At 33.2% G+C, this 18,362-nt stretch carries 17 protein-coding genes and 1 pseudogene; 4 read left to right on the top strand and 14 right to left on the bottom strand.

All coding sequences use genetic code 11. The annotated features are described in order from the left end of the window. The first annotated feature begins 18 nt into the window (after positions 1-18). Positions 19-612, top strand: coding sequence for a TetR/AcrR family transcriptional regulator (locus NIZ91_15060; protein USY54061.1), 594 nt, complete (start codon positions 19-21; stop codon positions 610-612). A gap of 330 nt (positions 613-942) precedes the next feature. Here NIZ91_15060 and NIZ91_15065 read toward each other — a convergent pair whose 3' ends face one another. From NIZ91_15065 to NIZ91_15075, 3 genes are all read right to left on the bottom strand, one after another. Continuing rightward, positions 943-1,551, bottom strand: a complete 609-nt coding sequence (locus NIZ91_15065) for a TetR/AcrR family transcriptional regulator (protein ID USY54062.1) — start codon at positions 1,549-1,551, stop codon at positions 943-945. A gap of 2 nt (positions 1,552-1,553) precedes the next feature. Further along, positions 1,554-3,179: an FAD-dependent monooxygenase gene (locus tag NIZ91_15070; protein USY54063.1), complete on the bottom strand. Its 1,626-nt coding sequence runs from the start codon at positions 3,177-3,179 to the stop codon at positions 1,554-1,556. A 243-nt stretch (positions 3,180-3,422) separates the two neighbouring features. Further along, entirely contained in the window at positions 3,423-3,890 is a 468-nt protein-coding gene (locus NIZ91_15075; GenBank protein ID USY54064.1) for a tryptophan-rich sensory protein, read from the bottom strand. 109 nt (positions 3,891-3,999) lie between these two features. Between NIZ91_15075 and NIZ91_15080 the strand changes: the two genes are divergently transcribed. Beyond that, positions 4,000-4,593 carry a TetR/AcrR family transcriptional regulator gene (locus NIZ91_15080; protein USY54065.1) on the top strand — a complete coding sequence of 198 codons (594 nt, stop codon included), beginning with the start codon at positions 4,000-4,002 and terminating at the stop codon, positions 4,591-4,593. Positions 4,594-5,142: 549 nt separating this feature from the next. Here the strand turns inward: NIZ91_15080 and NIZ91_15085 are convergent. From NIZ91_15085 to NIZ91_15135, 11 genes and pseudogenes are all read right to left on the bottom strand, one after another. Further along, positions 5,143-5,283 (bottom strand): annotated as a pseudogene (locus NIZ91_15085) (CPCC family cysteine-rich protein). Positions 5,284-5,587: 304 nt separating this feature from the next. Next, on the bottom strand, positions 5,588-5,857 hold the full coding sequence (locus NIZ91_15090) for a cytoplasmic protein (protein USY57185.1): 270 nt from the start codon (positions 5,855-5,857) through the stop codon (positions 5,588-5,590). A gap of 790 nt (positions 5,858-6,647) precedes the next feature. After that, positions 6,648-7,877: a phosphopentomutase gene (locus NIZ91_15095; GenBank protein ID USY54066.1), complete on the bottom strand. Its 1,230-nt coding sequence runs from the start codon at positions 7,875-7,877 to the stop codon at positions 6,648-6,650. A 3-nt stretch (positions 7,878-7,880) separates the two neighbouring features. After that, positions 7,881-9,032, bottom strand: coding sequence for an alanine racemase (locus tag NIZ91_15100; GenBank protein ID USY54067.1), 1,152 nt, complete (start codon positions 9,030-9,032; stop codon positions 7,881-7,883). Beyond that, positions 9,013-10,167 carry an aminotransferase class V-fold PLP-dependent enzyme gene (locus NIZ91_15105; GenBank protein USY54068.1) on the bottom strand — a complete coding sequence of 385 codons (1,155 nt, stop codon included), beginning with the start codon at positions 10,165-10,167 and terminating at the stop codon, positions 9,013-9,015. Before NIZ91_15105 ends, NIZ91_15100 begins: the two co-directional genes overlap by 20 nt. Beyond that, a complete protein-coding gene (locus tag NIZ91_15110) occupies positions 10,164-11,093 on the bottom strand; it encodes a phosphotriesterase (protein ID USY54069.1) in 930 nt (309 codons plus the stop codon). The genes NIZ91_15105 and NIZ91_15110 overlap by 4 nt, the downstream gene beginning before the upstream one ends. A 17-nt stretch (positions 11,094-11,110) precedes the next feature. Further along, on the bottom strand, positions 11,111-12,406 hold the full coding sequence (locus NIZ91_15115; protein USY54070.1) for a YhfT family protein: 1,296 nt from the start codon (positions 12,404-12,406) through the stop codon (positions 11,111-11,113). Positions 12,407-12,454: 48 nt separating this feature from the next. After that, positions 12,455-12,814, bottom strand: coding sequence for a DUF2620 domain-containing protein (locus NIZ91_15120; protein USY54071.1), 360 nt, complete (start codon positions 12,812-12,814; stop codon positions 12,455-12,457). Between the two features lie 42 nt (positions 12,815-12,856). Then, positions 12,857-13,198, bottom strand: a complete 342-nt coding sequence (locus NIZ91_15125; protein ID USY54072.1) for a PRD domain-containing protein — start codon at positions 13,196-13,198, stop codon at positions 12,857-12,859. 73 nt (positions 13,199-13,271) lie between these two features. Then, entirely contained in the window at positions 13,272-14,198 is a 927-nt protein-coding gene (locus tag NIZ91_15130) for a GntR family transcriptional regulator (GenBank protein USY54073.1), read from the bottom strand. A 938-nt stretch (positions 14,199-15,136) separates the two neighbouring features. Further along, positions 15,137-15,985 (bottom strand): GNAT family N-acetyltransferase, encoded by an 849-nt coding sequence (locus tag NIZ91_15135; GenBank protein USY54074.1) that lies wholly within the window; start codon positions 15,983-15,985, stop codon positions 15,137-15,139. A 1,295-nt stretch (positions 15,986-17,280) separates the two neighbouring features. Between NIZ91_15135 and NIZ91_15140 the strand changes: the two genes are divergently transcribed. Beyond that, complete coding sequence (locus NIZ91_15140; GenBank protein ID USY54075.1) at positions 17,281-17,484, top strand: hypothetical protein; 204 nt, start codon at positions 17,281-17,283, stop codon at positions 17,482-17,484. 164 nt (positions 17,485-17,648) lie between these two features. After that, on the top strand, positions 17,649-17,888 hold the full coding sequence (locus NIZ91_15145) for a hypothetical protein (protein USY54076.1): 240 nt from the start codon (positions 17,649-17,651) through the stop codon (positions 17,886-17,888). Positions 17,889-18,362 lie beyond the last annotated feature (474 nt).

Below are 18,362 nucleotides of genomic sequence, written 5' to 3' on the forward strand. Positions count from 1 at the left end.
ATGGAGGTTTTTATATTTATGTCCCAAAAGTCAGAACAGCGACGACACCAAATTTTAAAAGCAGCTTTTCAAGTTGTAGCAGAAAAAGGATACGACTCTGTTACTCTACAAGACATTGCAGATTATGCGGGTGTTAGTAAAGGCGTTTCTAACTATTACTTCAAAAATAAAGCTGATGTATTCGCTCATTTATTTGAATGGGTGACAACACGAATCTTTGAAAAAGAAACAAATTCTGTGAATAAAAAAGAAACGGCCTTGGAAAAGTTAGAAGCTTATATTAATCAAGTGTTTACAAGCCCTGAAGAAAATAAAACATTCTATCGTATATATTTAGACTTTCTAGCACAAGTTCCAAATAATGAACAGTACAAAGCGATAAACCAAACATTTTACGAAAATTGCTGGTCCATATCTAGAAGTATTATTAAACAAGGAATTGATGAGAAAGTATTTAAAGTAGATGACATTGAGCAATCTTCTATCAGTATTCGCTGTATTATTGATGGCAGTTTAATTCAATGGTTAATGAGAGATGATAATCATTTACACACCTATTATAAAGACATGTGCTATCATTCTATTCTTCAAATTTTAAATGCTAAAGCTTAAGTACTAAAATAATTCACTTCAACAAAAATTAAAAAATCCCGTGGCACCAGTAGTGTCAAGGGATTTTCTTCATTAATATTGACTCATGTATTGATTGCGTTCTCATAGTGGAACTTGTGTGCGGAACAAGAACGTAGCATACGTCTGTTTTTATTTATGTTCTATAAACCTTATACTACCAACTTGTTGTAATTATGAATTAACACTGCTTATTATTCTTTATCATACATCTTTATTAATTTTTTGGTACGATGTTGATCTGTATTTTGGTCGCATTCTTAACTTAAATATGTTTAACATAATTTAAAATGTATATCCTAAAAACTTCATTTACTTTATAAGTTTTTCTCTTTGAAACGATGAAAGGTTTCCTTCAATAACTAACTTGAAGATTTGTTGAAATATACTTTCAAACGTATGTGGAGAATGTTGCAAGTAACTTGGAGAAGCTAGATGTTTAGCCGAATTAATAATAACATCAATTACGACTCGTTGGTCTAAATCCCTTCGGAAAATTCCTTGGGCCACTGCTTCATTAAACAAAATTAAAGCATAATGATCTATAATTTGAGATTGACGTTCAATTACAGCCAAGTAAATCTCTGGAGCATTTTGTTTTATATCATTTATGACATCTATTCTCAAGTCTTTTACATGGCCAACAACAACATACATAAACTGTTGGATTTTATCAAGCAGTAGAACATTCTCTTTTTTTATTATTGCATTCAGTTCGTTTTCTATTTCGTTTAATATAGATAAAATTGCTTCTTTTATTAATTCTTCTTTTGTAGAAAAGTGCTTATATAGCGTTGTTTTACTTATACGTATATGCTTTACTAATTGATGTGTTGATGTGTTCGTAAACCCTTGAGACATAATTAATTCTTGTGTACCTTTGAGTATTTTCTCTCTTTGCTTTTGATCTTTACTAGTCATTACTAACTCCCTGGATGTATCCAAAATTTTAACTTTTCAACAAATTGCTCTAAATCCGTATTCACTTGATGAAATGCTACAACACCATCTTGACGCAATACAATGATGCTGTCTTCCATAAGACCACACTTTCTTTGTAATTCATTTCTCACATCGATAAGTACTGACAAAGTCTCTTCAACAGCTGGAGCACCATTTTTTAGTACAAAATAAGTTTGAACTTGCTTATAAAAATGTTTTTTTATATAGTTAGATAATTTCTTAGCTTGAACAACTTTCTCATCTTCACTATGCGTAGCATAAATAAAACACGTAAATGAGCATTTACTTACAATTGAATATAAGCTTACTTGAGACTCTTGGCCAGTAAATAAATAAACATTTGGGACTCGATCTCCTGCTTGCAAAGCTTGTTTCTGTAAAGCTTTCTCATAATGGTTTATAGCCTGCTTGGAATGTCGGTAATTAAATTTTAGTCCTGTTAACCTAGTAGCAGCAAATTTCTTCACACTCTCTACAGATGTGGCTGATTTCCCCAATAATCTTCGAGCTCTCTTTATCACAAATCCACGTTTAGTGACTAAATTCATCATCTTACTCGTAGCTGAAATGACTTGAGAAGCAATAAAGTGACGCTCTTCATGATACGTATCAAGTATGCTGTCCTTTGAATACCCTTTGACAACAAGCTCTAACTTCCATGTTAAATTCATTACGTCTTGTAAACCTAAATTCATTCCTTGTCCACCGGCAGGATTATGAATATGAGCTGAGTCACCAATAAAGAAAACATTCTTATGTCGATAATTAGGAACTAATCGATGTGAAGTACCAAATTGTGAAAGCCAAATTGGTTCCTCTAGTGTTATGCCTGGAGCAATATGATTTACACTATCTTGAATCTCATGTAAGGGTAATTCACTAACGTGTTCTCGTTTTTGTTTTTCAAAGTCTATGGCAATGACTCGGGTATATTCATTTTTAAAAGGTAAGAGAAATAACATTCCACGATTACTCATCATTACATTCATATATCCTTGACTATTAAAGTTCTTTATCTTCACATCAGCTAAGAAAAAAACCATATTTTCTTTATTTCCTATAAAAGGTATAGCCAGTGTTTCACGCACTTTACTATGAGCACCGTCACAAGCAAATACATATTTTGCATTTATTTGTTTTTCTTGTCCATGTTGGTTAATAATAGCCCGTGTTTCATTAGAATGAATGGTTAAATCAATTAGTTCACTTCCCCTCTCAACTTTCCCTCCTAGTTCCTCTACACAACTCTCTAGAATCTCTTCTGTCTCATATTGCGGTAAAACTAAAACATAGGGAAAAAGAGTATCTAATTGACTAAAATCAACCTGATTTGGCTTTCCAATTCCAAAATGTAACCGAGATCCTGTGACAGGATAACCCTTTTCTAAAAAATGGTGTGCTATTCCCATTAGCTCTAAAGTTTCTAAAGTACGCGCATGTAAGCCCAGCGCTTTAGAAAACTGAGAGCGTTGTTCTTTTTTTTCAATTATTATGCAAGATATACCTCTTTTCATGAGCTCTAGTGCGGCAAGTAGACCAGTCGGTCCAGCTCCAACAATTAAGACATCTGTATTTTGCCTTTCCATTCTCAAGCACCTCCCACTTTTTATGAATAAATAACGTTAATAAGAAAAAGAGTACCGAAAATAACAAAAATAGTACTATAAGTATTATTATGACTCACCTTTCTCTAATTTATCAACTACAAATAATCTTTTCTATTTGCCGTAATAAATTCACTCTAAGTATTCTATTTATACATGTCTAGCTCCTTTGTGTATTCATAATGTGACTTTACAAATTATGTTCAGTGTAATAATTACTATGTTCTACAAATTTATAAACTTAATATATGTTGTAATTGGAAACCAGACAACTAGAGGAATCAGCCAATATATCGCTGGCTTCGAATAACGAGAATACAGCCACAAGATAAATAGACTCTGAACAATGCCGATTATGTCACTTATAAATATACCTACTACACTTTGATTTGTTACTGCTGTTAAAGGGAAGAAAGAAATAATCCCTAGTAAAAACCATACATATAAAACCATTGCCCCACGAATATCAGCTTCATTTCTTTTAAGCCAAACAAGCCAAGTTGCAATACCCCACGTTGGCAAAACAATTAACCATGCCATCCAAAAAAAAGAATCACTTGGAGCTGTTTGCAAATTTTCGTTAGGGGGTGCGGAATAGAAACCTAGACCCGCAGCAAGCATCACTAAAACCAATGTGCCTAAAGAAAACCATATTCCCATCCATTTCTCTTTAACCGTTAGCTGTTTTTTCATTCCTAAGACCTCCAAATACCATATAGAATTTAAATACTTATAAGTATATATAATTGTATGGTATACTGATACTATATAGTATGTCAAATGAATTTGAGGAGTAAATAAAATGCCAAAACGATTAACTATGGAAGAAAAAAAACAACAGACAAAAGAAATGCTTCTTAACTCAGCAGAAGTGATTTTCTCAAAAAAAGGATTTAATGGGGCTTCAGTTGATGAAATAGCAGAAGAAGCGGGTTATTCAAAGGGAGCAGTATATTCTAACTTCTCTAATAAAGAAGATCTATTCTTAGCCTTATATGATAGAAGGTTCAAACACCAACTAGAAGAGTGGGAGCAACTATTTAAAAGTCAGTTAGAAAATGGAAGTAGGTTTGATAAGATAGAAAGTTTACTTATCTCCCACTCAAAAAGTAACCATGATAGTAAGTGGACTTTATTAATGTTAGAGTTTACCTTGTATGCATTGCGTAATGAAGATATTAAACAAAAATTAGCTTCGCGCTACAACTTAATTTTAAGTTCTATGAAGGAAGACATTAGTTCTCACTTCATGGGTAAAAATATATCACATGAAAAAATTGATGAAATAGTTGTTTCACTGTTAAGTTTAGAAACAGGATTAAATATTTTGGAGTCAATAATTCCTAATATCATTGACGAAGGGTTTAGATCTCGAACTTATAGAACTTTCTTTTGAAAATGACAAAAATCCCCCTTCTTGAAAGGTTGGGGGATTTAAAATAAGTTTGTAAAAATTAAACTTCACCTTTGAATTCTTAGTATTTCGTTCTATTAATTATTATATTTATCAATTAAAATTTCTCTTAGTAATACAACATACCCTATTAAAGTGAATGTTAAAAGGGGTAGAAAATGAGCTATGAACAGATATTAAAACTCTTATCACTCTTTATCAATCACGATTAAATTGGCTATGTGAGGATTTACAAAAAGTTAAACATCCTGTTACTAAAAAATCGTTAACGAAATTATAGGAATTAAAGCATAAATATCAGAACCCTACTGCTAAATTGAGTAGTTCTTTCCCAAGTCAAGAAAAAGCAACAAACATTCTTTTTTCAACAAAAATAAAAAGCCGCTTTCTAATTTCTTTTTTATTATGCATCTTTTCTAGTCAGTAGCGTACTATAAGATTAGCCTTCTTAAAGCAATGTATAAAATGATTTTCACTTTATAGTTTAATATCAACTTAAAATGTTCATCTTTTACAGGGAGTCTGTCATTCAGCTCCACCCTCAAAGTCAGGATCTTGAAATTGAACGCCATCATCTTCCCAAAAGCATATTCTACAAATATCAAAGGTATCTGGTGGTTCTTCATCTAGTGTTTTATATCCGCAGCAAGGGCACGTATAATTACCATTCATAAACTAACTAACTTCATTTCATAATTCTATATACGTAAGTTATCATAATGTGCGTTATCGATAGTAAAATCTTTTCAAATAAAAAGATTTTATCTTATTTATTTTTGCGTGGGCTTCTCAAATAGTTGCCTAAGTATGATTCGGTAGCTCCAATGAAAAATTATTCACTTGATGCGATAGGAATTATAAGGAATATTTGCTATTTTTAAGCTGTATACGTTATACAAAGTTAGTTATTATAAGCACCACCTATGAATATAAGAAAGACATGCTATACAGCGCATGTCTTTTAGCTTTTTGAACTTCAACTAAACCACTTTTGATTCATTTTCTCTAAAAAAGCTTTTGTTATAGGGAATTTAGAACTTTGACCTATTATAGAATCAATACCACAATAAGGACAAAGTGCAGTGTCTTCTCTTTTACCTTCCCATTCTTCAATTTCTTTGGGATTAAAAATTTTCAAGCAATAAAAGCAGCCGCATATATAATCTCTCTCTAAACTTTTTCGATTAAAACTAGAATAAGAATGAGCTTCATTTAGCTTGTTACTTTCTGTTTGTTTATTATCAATGTGACTTTTAAAATCTTTTTTCGTCTTTGTATTATTATCTCTTATATAAAAGCCAATCCCCACTATACATATAAGTAATAAAATCGAAACATAAACGTAGCTAGACATTACGAGGCCCTTCTAGGTATTGTCTTACACTCATATCTGTATATAACTTCTTTATAATTTTGCAATCAGATTTTTGGATATGATTAAGCCAACAACGTTTCGTTTCAATCACCGAATCAGCTCCTATTAACCTTGTATTTACATACTATCACGAATGATTTAAAAAAATGTATTCCATACATCCTTCATTAATCTTTTTAGAATTACTTATATAACTAAAAATTATTATATTCGGCCTCCACATACCAACCCTTCAAAAGTAAAATTATAAAATATAAATGTATTTTTTTATAAGGATAAATAATAAGAGGTGTGATTATTGAAGGTAGCATTCTTTGACAGAGACAGAACTATAATTGAAGATTATCCAGATCATGAATAGGTTGGAATAGAGCATCCTATATTTATAGAAGGTTCTATTAATACGGTAATCTTATTTGTAGCTTACTTCTATATTAATGAGTACCTCGTTGTTCTACGAACTTAAAATTTTAGTGTAGAAACGCAAATACTTATTCCAGTGTCTTTTACTTATCTAAATAATTAATATAGTCTTCAAAAGCTGCATAATACGTAAAAAGAACCCTTGTTGAAGGCTTACCGCTCCAAGGATTCTTTTGCTTTTTAGTTTGGGAAAGACACATTATATTTACTAGTAATAACAAAGAATAATCACTTTTCATCACTTCGACGCAATCTCTTCTCCTTTTTTATCCATCGGAATACCCTGGATAATGTTAAGAAAGCTTTCCCCATATTCAGGCTTTTCAATTCCTAAATAGTCCGCCATCGTTGCCGCAATGTCTGCCATTGTATTTCTAGTTCCAATAGATGCTGCTTTGATAGCTGGTCCAACTACTATGATTGGGGTTTGCTCACGAGTATGATTAGAATGGCCAATTGTAGGGTCATTCCCGTGATCAGCTGTAATAATTAACAATTCATCAGACCTTAATTCAGGAATAAATTTAGTAAGAAATTGATCTGAGCACTCTAAAACAGTCTTATACCAATTCTCATCTTCTTTATGGCCTGCTAAATCAGTCTCCTGTACATTCACTAAAAATACTGCTTCCTCTTTAGTTTCATTATAAACTCGATGAAATGTTTCTAGTACATCTTTTGTGGCAACCACAGGATTTGCATATCCATTTGCTTGAATGACATCTGCTGTTTTTCCAATACGATAAACAGGATATCCGTTTTTTTCTGCCATATAGGCAAATTGCTTTTCAAAGTCGACACCGTGTCCTAGATGCAAGACCTTATATCCTTCTCCATATAAATTTGCCCTTGGGGAGTCTACTCCCCACTGACCGGGATGATTTTCTCTCACAACTGACAAAATCGTTTCTATGTTTGTCTTCCGATTACCAAATATAATTACCCTGCTTGTATCTACATAAGCTCTTACAACTTTACCAATTGAAGCTAGATCTTCAAAAGACAATTGATTTAAATCTCCAATCACATTTATAATATTACCCAGCTGAGATTCTAAATTATCGCCAATTACAACAGCTCCATTTACAAGTAGAACTGTTGCTCCTTCTATAGGGTGAGTAACTTTATAACCTTTATCCTTTAGAATGGCTTTTAATTGCGGTCCAATTTCTCTCATTAAACGTTTTTGAGGAATTCTAGGGAAGCTCCCCATTAACTCTTGGTGTCCCATAAAAGTGTCTGCGCCATGATGAGCTAAATTACTTTTACCGTATGCTGCTTTCGGCTTTCCTTTTCCATCTACAATTTTACCAAGACCTAATTGATATAAAGTCGGGATTTTTAAAGACGTACTTTTTCTTATGTTTTTATACGTATTTGCCTTCATATCTTCGGGCTTAACTATTTTACAGTCAGCCATTGCTCCTATTCCGAATCCGTCTAAAACAAGTAATGTGACCTTCTTCATTGTTTATAGCCCCCTTCTTTGAAAATAAACTAATTCAGGATTTTCAGAATTCACACCGCGTACATATGCAACATGAGCTCTGGTTACAAAGACTTGTGTACGGAATGCATAGATGACCGTATCACCGACTTTCATTTGGGCTTGCTTTTCAAGGCATCCATAATAATCAATGTTTGAGGATGAAAAGTCACTTACCTTCGTGCGTTGTTTGATTAACTCTCTTTCATTGGTCCCATACAATGCATGCTCCATATTAGAACGAGCATAAAAACCTCCTGCTATTGTATAAGCATGTTGATCATCTAAATGAGAGATTTCGGATACATAAATAATTGACGGTATTTCCTTTAAATTCGCATTATAGGCATGCAATGGCGTAGTACCAGTTAAAGCATGCCCTGGCTCACCATGAGTGACACCGTGTTTCTTTAGAAGAGGAATCGTGTAACAGCTTGTAGCACTTGGCGCATTTACATGTTTAACATTAATTCCTCTATCTTCGAGGATAGTCCTTGCCATATTCAGGGTTTCAATATTGGAAGTAAAAGAAAAGTCATCTTTTCTCTCATTTAGCTGAAAAACTGGAAAACTAGTAATTCCAATTACTCTAATGCCTTTTAATACTTTGATCCTTTCAATCTCGTAATTGAGGTCTTGCAGTAAGAAACCTCCAAACTGTCCAGGAAAGATATTATCAGTTGACCTGATGACTCGTAGAATAACATCTTGTTTAATTCCTAACACTTCAGCTGTATCTGATAATTGTTTTGCTCTTTCAAATGAAAATAGTGTAATTACCTCAGGACGAAGATACGTCAATACATGATTCCATTGTGATCTGCTAGGCTGAACGATATGTCCAATGTTACCAACTTGACAATTGTTTTTTTTTAATTCAATTGCTTCATCCACATCGACAGCCACTGCCATTTTGATACCATTTCGTCTAATTGCATTGCCGACAAAACCACTTCTTCCGATTTGCTTCGTCATGTAATAAAGATTAAGTCCATATTCTTCTGCCGTTTGATTGAGACATCGTACATTGTACTCCAGCGAATCAAGGTCGATGACATAAGTGTTAGCCGGTATGATCCCTTCTTGATGAAGTTTCGTAGCAGTTCGAATGATTCCCTCATTTCGCTTTAATGTCATATCTAAAAACACTGAAATTGCACTCCTTTGACAATTCTTTCATTACTTCATTCAAAATACGGATGACTGTATTTGCAGAAGATTTCATTGGATTAATACGAATTCCATAATCTTTTAATTTAGGCTGTCCCTCAAGAAAACTTCCGGAAACACGGTAAATCATAGGAATTAACTCATATCGTGATTCCGCTCCCACAGGATAAGTTGCAGCACCATACTTGGATGCCCTTTCAATTACTTGTGTAGCAATTGGTTGATCCAATTCCACAATGACATTTTTTGATTGGGAATTTGTAATATATACACCATTAACTCCCTCTACTTCACCACTATTCAAACGTTCACATAAGTTTTCTACTTGCTCATTTTGAATAGCAAGCATGACAGGGGCAAACGTCATATTACGAATAAGTTCATGGGCTTCGAACCCTTGTACCTGACCTCCTCCAGAGTAATTTCTATTATGGATTTGTTCGATTAATTCTTGTTTGCCTAGAATTACTCCTATTCCTTCCGGTCCTAAAAGTTTAAATCCAGAAAAAGTAGAAAAATCTGCACCATACTCTACACCAATACCCTTCATTTTCATCGCACAATAATTATCGTCTACTATAATTGGCAAATTGGGACGAACTTCTTTTACTAATGAAATAACTTCTTGTAAATCGTACGTATCCGTTGGCTGTTGTCGGGCATGTTGAACATAGAAAACTTTTGATTGCTTATCATTTTGCAGAGCTCTCAAAAGTTCTTCTCTATTGTTAAAATCAACCACATTTTGCTTCAATCCCATTAATCGGAACGTTTCTTTCGTCGTCATATATACAGGAGCAGAGTGTACCATACATGTATCTCCCGGATTAAGCAACATACTAAGTATGATACGAATAGCTCCAGTACCGCTTCCTCTGACTAATGCACATGCTTCTCCACGAAATGTACTAGCAAGAACCTTTTCAACTCGAGCAGTTGTTAAAGGGCGCTTATTCTCGGGGTGAAGGCCTACATCTCCCACTTGAAAGAAATCATTATTCGTAAATTCTTTAGTAATTTCATCAATGAGCCGGAATTGTAATTGTTTTGCCTCCTCTAAAGACATATTCTGCAAGATTGACTGCTCATATTTTTCGCTCATCTTGTCTCCCCCTCTTTTCGGATACTAAATGCTCTTTGCGGGTTTTTCACTAACAGTTTTTCAATTACTATCTCTGGAATACCTTTTTCTCTTAAGCGTGGAACAAAATCTCTTAATACCACGTCATAACCTTGCCCTCCATTTGCACGCAAATGAGATTTTCGTGTTAAGTCACTGGAAAGTAGGATTTGATTTTCATACCCTTTCTCAAGAAACTTTAACAATGACGTAAGACGGTCTTCGTCCGTTCTATAATTTTCTTTTCCGATTGTATCCAGTGCTACGTAAGCGCCGGAAGATAAGACATCTAAAACAATCTCGTCATGTTCATTTAAATCCTGATGCCCAATAATAACTTGGTTTAACGGCAATCCTTCGTATGTAAATAGCTCGACTTGCTCCAAGGCTAATGTACCCAGCGTTGTATGTGTTGATAAAGGTAGCTTTGTCGTCTTTGCAGCTTGAATTGCCCCATGAAAAAGTTCAATTTCAACAGGCTGAAATTTATTTAAACTGCTTCCAATCTCACCAATGACCCCCGGTTTTATATCTGTACCATTAATTCCATTTTTAATTTCATCAATCATCCACGCACTGAATTCATCTCTTGTCCATTTCAACTTTTCATCAGGAATAAATGGATCCTTATAGCATCCTGTACTTGCAATAATTTGTAGATTAAGTGCTTTGCTTATTTCTACAAGTTTTTCTACATCCTGTCCCATACCATCATTGGTCAATTCAATAATAGCTTTGCCGCCAAGTTCCACAAAGCTGTACAAATCTGTTAACACAAGATTTAAATCTTGTAAGCACGCGTCCTCATTTTTTTTCACATGACTCAAATCAAGATAAAGGTGCTCGTGACAAGCACAAACACCTAATTCTTCTGATCTGATTTTCCCTAAAACAGTTTGAATGTACATTGTAAATCAGCCCCTTATTAAACTGGAGGTGTATATAGTCCAAGTAACACCAATATGTTTCCAACAATGCCCACTGCAATAGCTCCCAATGGTCCCACTGCCATTCGGACAATGGGGCGTCCAGCAATCTCATTCAGCAGATAGAAACCTGCAATAACAAAAAAACCAAATCCAGGAACAATGGCATTTGCTGCGTTTGCTCCACCAATAAGCAACGCAACCTCCAAAACCCTTGTCATTGCCGTACGAATGTTTTCACCTGATGACCTAATACCAGGGAAGCGATCTAAGAACTTAGCCATTTTGGTCAACAATTGAATTTCTAAAAAGACGATAACCGCCCCCAAAATTGCGGCAATATATGGATTTGGGGAAAGAATACCAGCTCCAAAGACGAAAGTGAAACCAGCTGGACCGTATACTCCTGTTGCAATAGCTGTACTAGCAATTAAAGGAACGAATCCAACAGCCTTAGCTAATGCTGCAATTCCACCTTCAGTGACTTTGCCTTCAGATAATAAATTTAATGAAATTGGATCTCCCGCCATTAATAAAAGATTGGTAGAGGTGGCAATCAGTGCACCACTTATCATAACAAGCCATGATGATTTTTTAATACGATTCACGCGATCAACAAATAGAGTAGCCAGTTTTGATAAGTTTTGCTCTTCTGACTTTTCTCTCATTGCATAAATCACTAGGAAGGTCATTCCCACAATAAGAGCAATTCCCTCAGGACTTAATACAACGGTAGAATCACCAATTTTAATTAGTTGTTCAGTATTTGAAAAAACAATTAATTGGCGAGCAATGGCTGAAACGATAAATGTTAGAATTCCTTTTTTTACACTAAACTGAAGAGCTACTGCAATAGCTGGAAACACCATAAAAGAAACAACAACAGGTTCACCGACCTTGTTAAACCCATTGACGAAATTTAGTGGTAATGCTTCGAATGCGTTCACTACGGCTTGAAGTCCTAAATAAACACCAGCACCGTATAAACCTCCAATCAAACCTGCTGTAGCAGTTGACAGTTTCCCTCGTTTAAAGGTTAAACCAATAATGTCAGTGCCAAGCAAAATACTATGAATGAGCAAAATGCTTCCTGCAATGGAAATTGGAATTCCAAAGCCGATTACCAGTCCAAAACTCATAGCAAACGCCGTGATTGAAAGTTCTTTACGTGACATTCGCCCTTCCAAATTTTCTGGTATAATAGGTCTTAATCCATCATTAAACACGGCAATTCCTAAATTCGCCATAATCGCCGTGATTACACCTATACTAATGACTAATACAACTTCTAACACGGAATTCCCCTCCCTAACATTGCATACTAAAACCCTTTATGTATAAGATCATCTAGATAATAATGCTTCAATCAAAAGTTGTACTGCTTTTTCTTTATGATCCCCGGTAAAACCAAACGCTTTTGCTCCTTGGCTCACTGCTTCTTCTACTTTTTCTTTTACTGGTGGTTTTCCTGGCATTGAAACCGTTACACATTTTGGCTTTCCTAACAGTGTAATTGCCATCGCTAAAGCTCCTCCCCCACCAGTGTGACAAGCTCCAAAGTAATAATCAGCTCCTCCACTTGTCATCATCATCGCTGCATCTAAATCTGATTTCACAACTGTCTCTACCTTGTCGCCAGCATGTTGTTTGACTAAAGCTTCAATTTCACTTTTCTCTACTTGTCCACCGATTACAATTTTCATATTAAAAACTCCCTCTTTTTTTGAAATAAATTTATACTCTTATTAATTTAAAACGCTTCCAAAATGCATTAACAAAAAATTTTCCTCTTCTTGCGGTAATCTCTCATTTAAAATACTTTCCACCCATTCAACATTTGATTGTGCTTGAGAGAAACAGGAGGACCGGCGTATTTCATCCATTACCACTTCTGGTGGTGCAGATAGTTTTTCATTTCGTTCAATTCTTGTGATTGCCATGGCTAAATGGGTAATAAGCATCACATACTTTTCTTCGTTATCCTCATTTACAAACTGTTTAATTGTTTCCTCGCAAACCATTTTGGCACGGTCTGTAATCGTACCTGTTGAATGCAATAACTCTAAACGTTCATTCAATAAGCTCATTCTGTCCCTCCAATATTAGTTCCATTAATTAGAAAACCAATATACAATTTATTGTATTTTGGTTTTAAAAAAATTAGTATCTTGGAATAAAATTCCCTTCCTCAACAAGGGATTGGATTTTCACAATTTTTTCTTTAGAAAGAAGACTTAAAATGTATTCCATTTTCTTGTTCTCTTTTTGTATTAAACAAACAGCTTGACTCATTTCTTTTTCATATTGTATAGCTTTTGCTGAAGATAAAGGTTGAGTGTGGAAATGATTCTTATCTATTTCATCTATACTCCATATGGTAGCATCAATATTATTTGCACTTAGATGTGGTAACAAATGCATATAATTAAGCTTCACATACTCTACTTTTTTCTCTTCTGTTTCTGCATTCGTCAGCGTTACTTGGTCGGTTGAACAATCATCAATTCCAATTTTCATACCATCAGTAATTGTTGTTTTCGATGGATCTGAAAAAATAATGGCGTGATTGGATACATACGTCTGAACACCAAAATCCAAAGCGACTGAAAGCTCTGATCTATTCTTTAATTCTTCTAATGCAGAAAACCTTGAAACAAGTGCTAAATCATACCTTCCCTCCTTCAAACCATTCAGGCGAAGTTTGTCCCCTATCATAAATGCTATGTTAAAAGAGAGATTTAATTGTTCAAACTCATAAGTAAGACCTGTGGCAAGCCCCTCGTATTTCTTTGAATAGGGAAGTGGCATTACCGCTGTAACTTGACTTATTCCGGAGTAATTTAAAAGGTTATTTATATTTTTCCTCTTTAAAAATGTCCCTAGGTGTCCTCGCGATTCGAGTTTTATACAATCTAAATCTTCTAATTTTTTTAATATCGTTTGAATGGTTCCGCGGCCTACATTAAATTCACTGGAAAGATCACCAACCCTTGGTATCCTTTCACCAATTTCAATAAATAAAAGTGCTTCCGCAATTTTTTGCATGATAATTCCACTTTTCAAATACAAATTTTCATTTCTATCCAATTTATTCACCTAATTTCAATATACAGTATTTTGTATATTGGTAATATATCATTATTATTAAGCGCTTACAATAGTTATTTTCTTAAATATCTGAAAAAAATAAATATTGTCCGTACTTATATAACGAACATATTTTTAGACAAAAGTTTTTTTAAAACAAGTGAATATTTATATATTAATAAATTAGTCTATTTATAATTACTCACGTTAAAAACATTTACAAGAGTAAACAGAGGAATATATATCGTCTGTTTTAGAAAGTTAAAAATTTTGGTCCGATTTTGGTCGTAAACATTTCAGTACATCAAATTAAGTTTGCGGCCAAAATGAAAAAACTGACACCAGTAGTGTCAAGGAATTCACCAATTAATATTGGCTCATATATTGCTCGAGTTCCCATGGGTGAACCTGTGTGCGGAACAAGTTTTATTTCACCAAATACGTTTATAAATAGCCTTTATCCCTCTATTTAACAAAATCTCTTAATGACTTTGAGAAATTACATTTCACAAATTAGTGCTAGTTTTCCCAAAGGTTGTGGTCAAAATGTGGTCACTTAAAGTTAATTATTTATTAATTGCGCAGCGATTAATGATAACCTGTTAATCAGGAACCTCTAAAAAAATGATTTAGATCAGTTTCAACTTGAACTTTTATATCAATAAGTGAATAACCAGTTAAATACTTCTTAGCAACAGATTTTCGCCAAAAATAGACTTTGTAAACATAAGTTACTGAACGCTCAGTTCAACCTTTTCCTACCTGCAAAATTTCTGTTATTGTGGTGACTATAACAAATATCAACATTTATCTTTAACAGACTCATTAACATAAAACGTATTCGTGGAAGTGACTGATATCAGTGTTTTATTTTTTCTATGGGCGTTTTCTCACCTTAATTGTATTACGTTCATTATTTTACATAAAATAGATATAAATTATAACACTTTTTCCATTTCATATTGTTCAACATGTACGTTAAGACCTATTCTTTTTAGAAATTGTATAGATTTTATATCTCGTTTATCGACGTTATTAATGGAGATGACTGAATGGCGCTTCCCAATCCAATGAAACAAAGAATGACCAAGACCTTGGTTTCTTCTTTCTTTAAGAATACTAAATTGGAGAACGTTTCCCTGCTTTGAATTAATTACAGCATATCCATAAACGGCATCTTGTTTTCCTATCGTGATGACATCATATAAATGTGGATTGCGTAATATAGCTTGAACAGATTGTTCCCAAGAGGGGGAAAAATTCCAAAAAGAATGTGCCATAGTCCAATCAAATTTATTTGGACTAACAGTGTTTATACATACCTTTTTATGAATAGTCATGGGTTTAAGGTCGATACTACCTTTAAAACAAACAAGCTCTCGCTTTATTTCAAACCCTAAATTGCTATAAGCCTTAATAGCTTTTTCATTGGTTTGGATAACTTCTAATAAGCATTTTTGAACATTATGTTGTTTAAGTATAGGAATAGCATGGTTGTAAATTTGTGCTACAAGACGCTCACCTCTATATTTGGGAATGACTCCTGTACCGATATCAAAAGCTATTTTCCTATCATTGTGTTCTTCAATTCCATGCATAATAAAGGCTACCTGTTCATCTTTACTAAACGCACCAAATGATAAGTTGTATTGAATCCCTGCACCTGTAAATCTTTCAGCTAAATAATCGGCAGATACTTTAAACGGAATTACATAATCAGAGAAGGCGTCATTAAAGCAAGTTGTGAATTCTTGTAAATTTATGTTCTCAAGACTTTTAATAATCAATTTAATCACCTCTTAATATTTCCATCCAATTCTATTACTTTTAAAGTATAAGCTTACTATACTTGTATGTATATCATATACACAAGAATTTTACATAATCACTCTTTCGGTATACCTGCTAAAAGAGAACCCCTATTGAGAAAAGGATTCTGATGAATTCCTTGTTTCTGTTTTGTGCAGCTTTTTATACATCCTTGATATATCAGCGTTTTATCTTATTAGAAGTAACAGCTTTAAAAAGTAGGGAAAATTACTGTATTTCTAACGAACATTGTTCAGCATATCAAGAAAAACAAAAATCAACTTTAAGATTTAACATAGCCATGGATTAAGAAATATATGAAAGCTATATGAACATCTCCGGTTTTGTTATAAAATAGCTAACTATATGTTTATTCTAGAGTGTATTGATTTTTAATGTTGATAAATTGGTATAAATTTAAGGGGATTATTTCCAGGCATAATCCCCCCATTAGGCCATATTTAATCTCCTGCAATGTGAATTAACCATACTTTTGAGTGAGATATTTTAGAGATAAATTCTTAATAATCATTTTGTTCATGACTCGGTAAATTGCTTTGATATTAGTTTAAATCTGATATTAACTGTCTTATCTTACCACCTAAAAATATTTCATCTGTTAAATAATAATCACTTAATTTTCTAAGTTCCAAGTAGCTTCTCCATAACACATTTGTACTAAATATTGAATTATGAAGACTTTAGGAGATTTCAAAAATCTGATTTTTTTGTCTATTATGGTTATATAAAACAACATTAAAACCCAAAAAGTTACACCTCTATCATACTTTTTCTAAATCTTTTTAGAGCGTTTAAAATTTCGACAAGCGTAATCAAAGTAAACCCTATAATTTTAACAGATTTTCGCAAAAAATAGACTTTGTAAACATAAGTTACTGAACGCTCAGTTCAACCTTTTCCTACCTACAAAATTTCTGTCATTATGATGAATATAATAAATATTAACATTTACCTTTAACAGTTTCATTACCATAAAACGTATTATAGATACTCATCACCTACATATTAATTTTTTATAGCTTTTTTCTTCTTAATCTAACTTAAGTAACGGTTGTCTTTAGGTACGTTATGATACTTCCCCATGCGCTCCTCTGCAATTTTTTCTCTCATACTTTAGGCTTTAGGAGCGAAACAGCTGATTGAATCTATCAGACATAGATTGGTAATTTAGCAGGGTATTAATTGTATTTAATAGTATATCATGTTATATTTTACCTGTTGTTAAAAATGAGAAACTTTAGGAAGTTTTCATATGAAACGAAGTGCTTTAAAATACGTTAATCCTGGTGTAGTTGCTGCTTTATTATCAACAACAATTTTACTTGGAGGTTTTAATGGAGCATCTCCAGAATTAGATATTTCTTCTCAAAGTTCACCTTTAGAAATGGTCATTCAAGACTCTGTAAAGAATATTGTTGATTCATATGTTAAAACTAAAGAGCAAAAATTTGTCTGAGAAAATAAAGATGAACTATTGAATAAACTAGGAGAAGAAGATTTTAATATTGTCGTTAGATAAATAGAGGAAACAAATAAATTCCTTGGAGAATTAGATTCTTCTGAATTGAATGTAGAAGGTAATACATTTACAGGTGATCTTCTGATGGTGAATTTTCTATCATGACAAAGGATGTAACGAAGATTCAAGTTTATTGGAGTTATGCTCGTGTGTATTTATTTGCTACTACCTTGAGTAATTTAGGAGTCAGCCTAAGCTTATCTGGTATTTGGATTCCTCATGCTGTTGCTTCAAAAGTAGCAGGATCATTAGGTGTAATTATTGGCCTTAATACTAAAGATAGGATTTGGTTTGATTATAATTTCTATACAGGAGTTATAGGTAAAAAAGGAAAACAATAAAGATAGGTGATGTTAATACATGAGCAAAAGAGCAAGAATAATTTTAATAAATTGTATAGCTAGCATTATAATTTTAATTTCTCTTTTATTTAAATCTATAACATGGTTTATTGTAGGTGTATTATTTGCGTATGTTTTCCAATATGCTGCAAATAAATATTGGAATCGATAAAATCTCAACTATAAAGCAGATCAATAAATTGAAATTATATAGATATTTGCTTTTTTATACATAAAGGTGTTTTTGTCTCTAAGAAACGTTGTTAAATTTATAATGCATAAAAAGTTGCATATGTAATAAATATAAGGAGAAAAAGAACCCTTGATACACAAGGGTTCTTTTTCGTTGTAAGTTCTGCTAAAAGACTTTTGGTTTTTTTAGAAATTAAATTCTTATTTATCTTCATCAATATTCTCAACCGTATTTTGTTGTAGAGAAAAGTACAAATGGTTCCCTATGTTAAAGCAGCAAAA

Source organism: Bacillus sp. 1780r2a1 (genome assembly GCA_024134725.1).
GTDB classification, from domain to species: Bacteria; Bacillota; Bacilli; order Bacillales; family Bacillaceae_H; genus Priestia; species Priestia aryabhattai_A.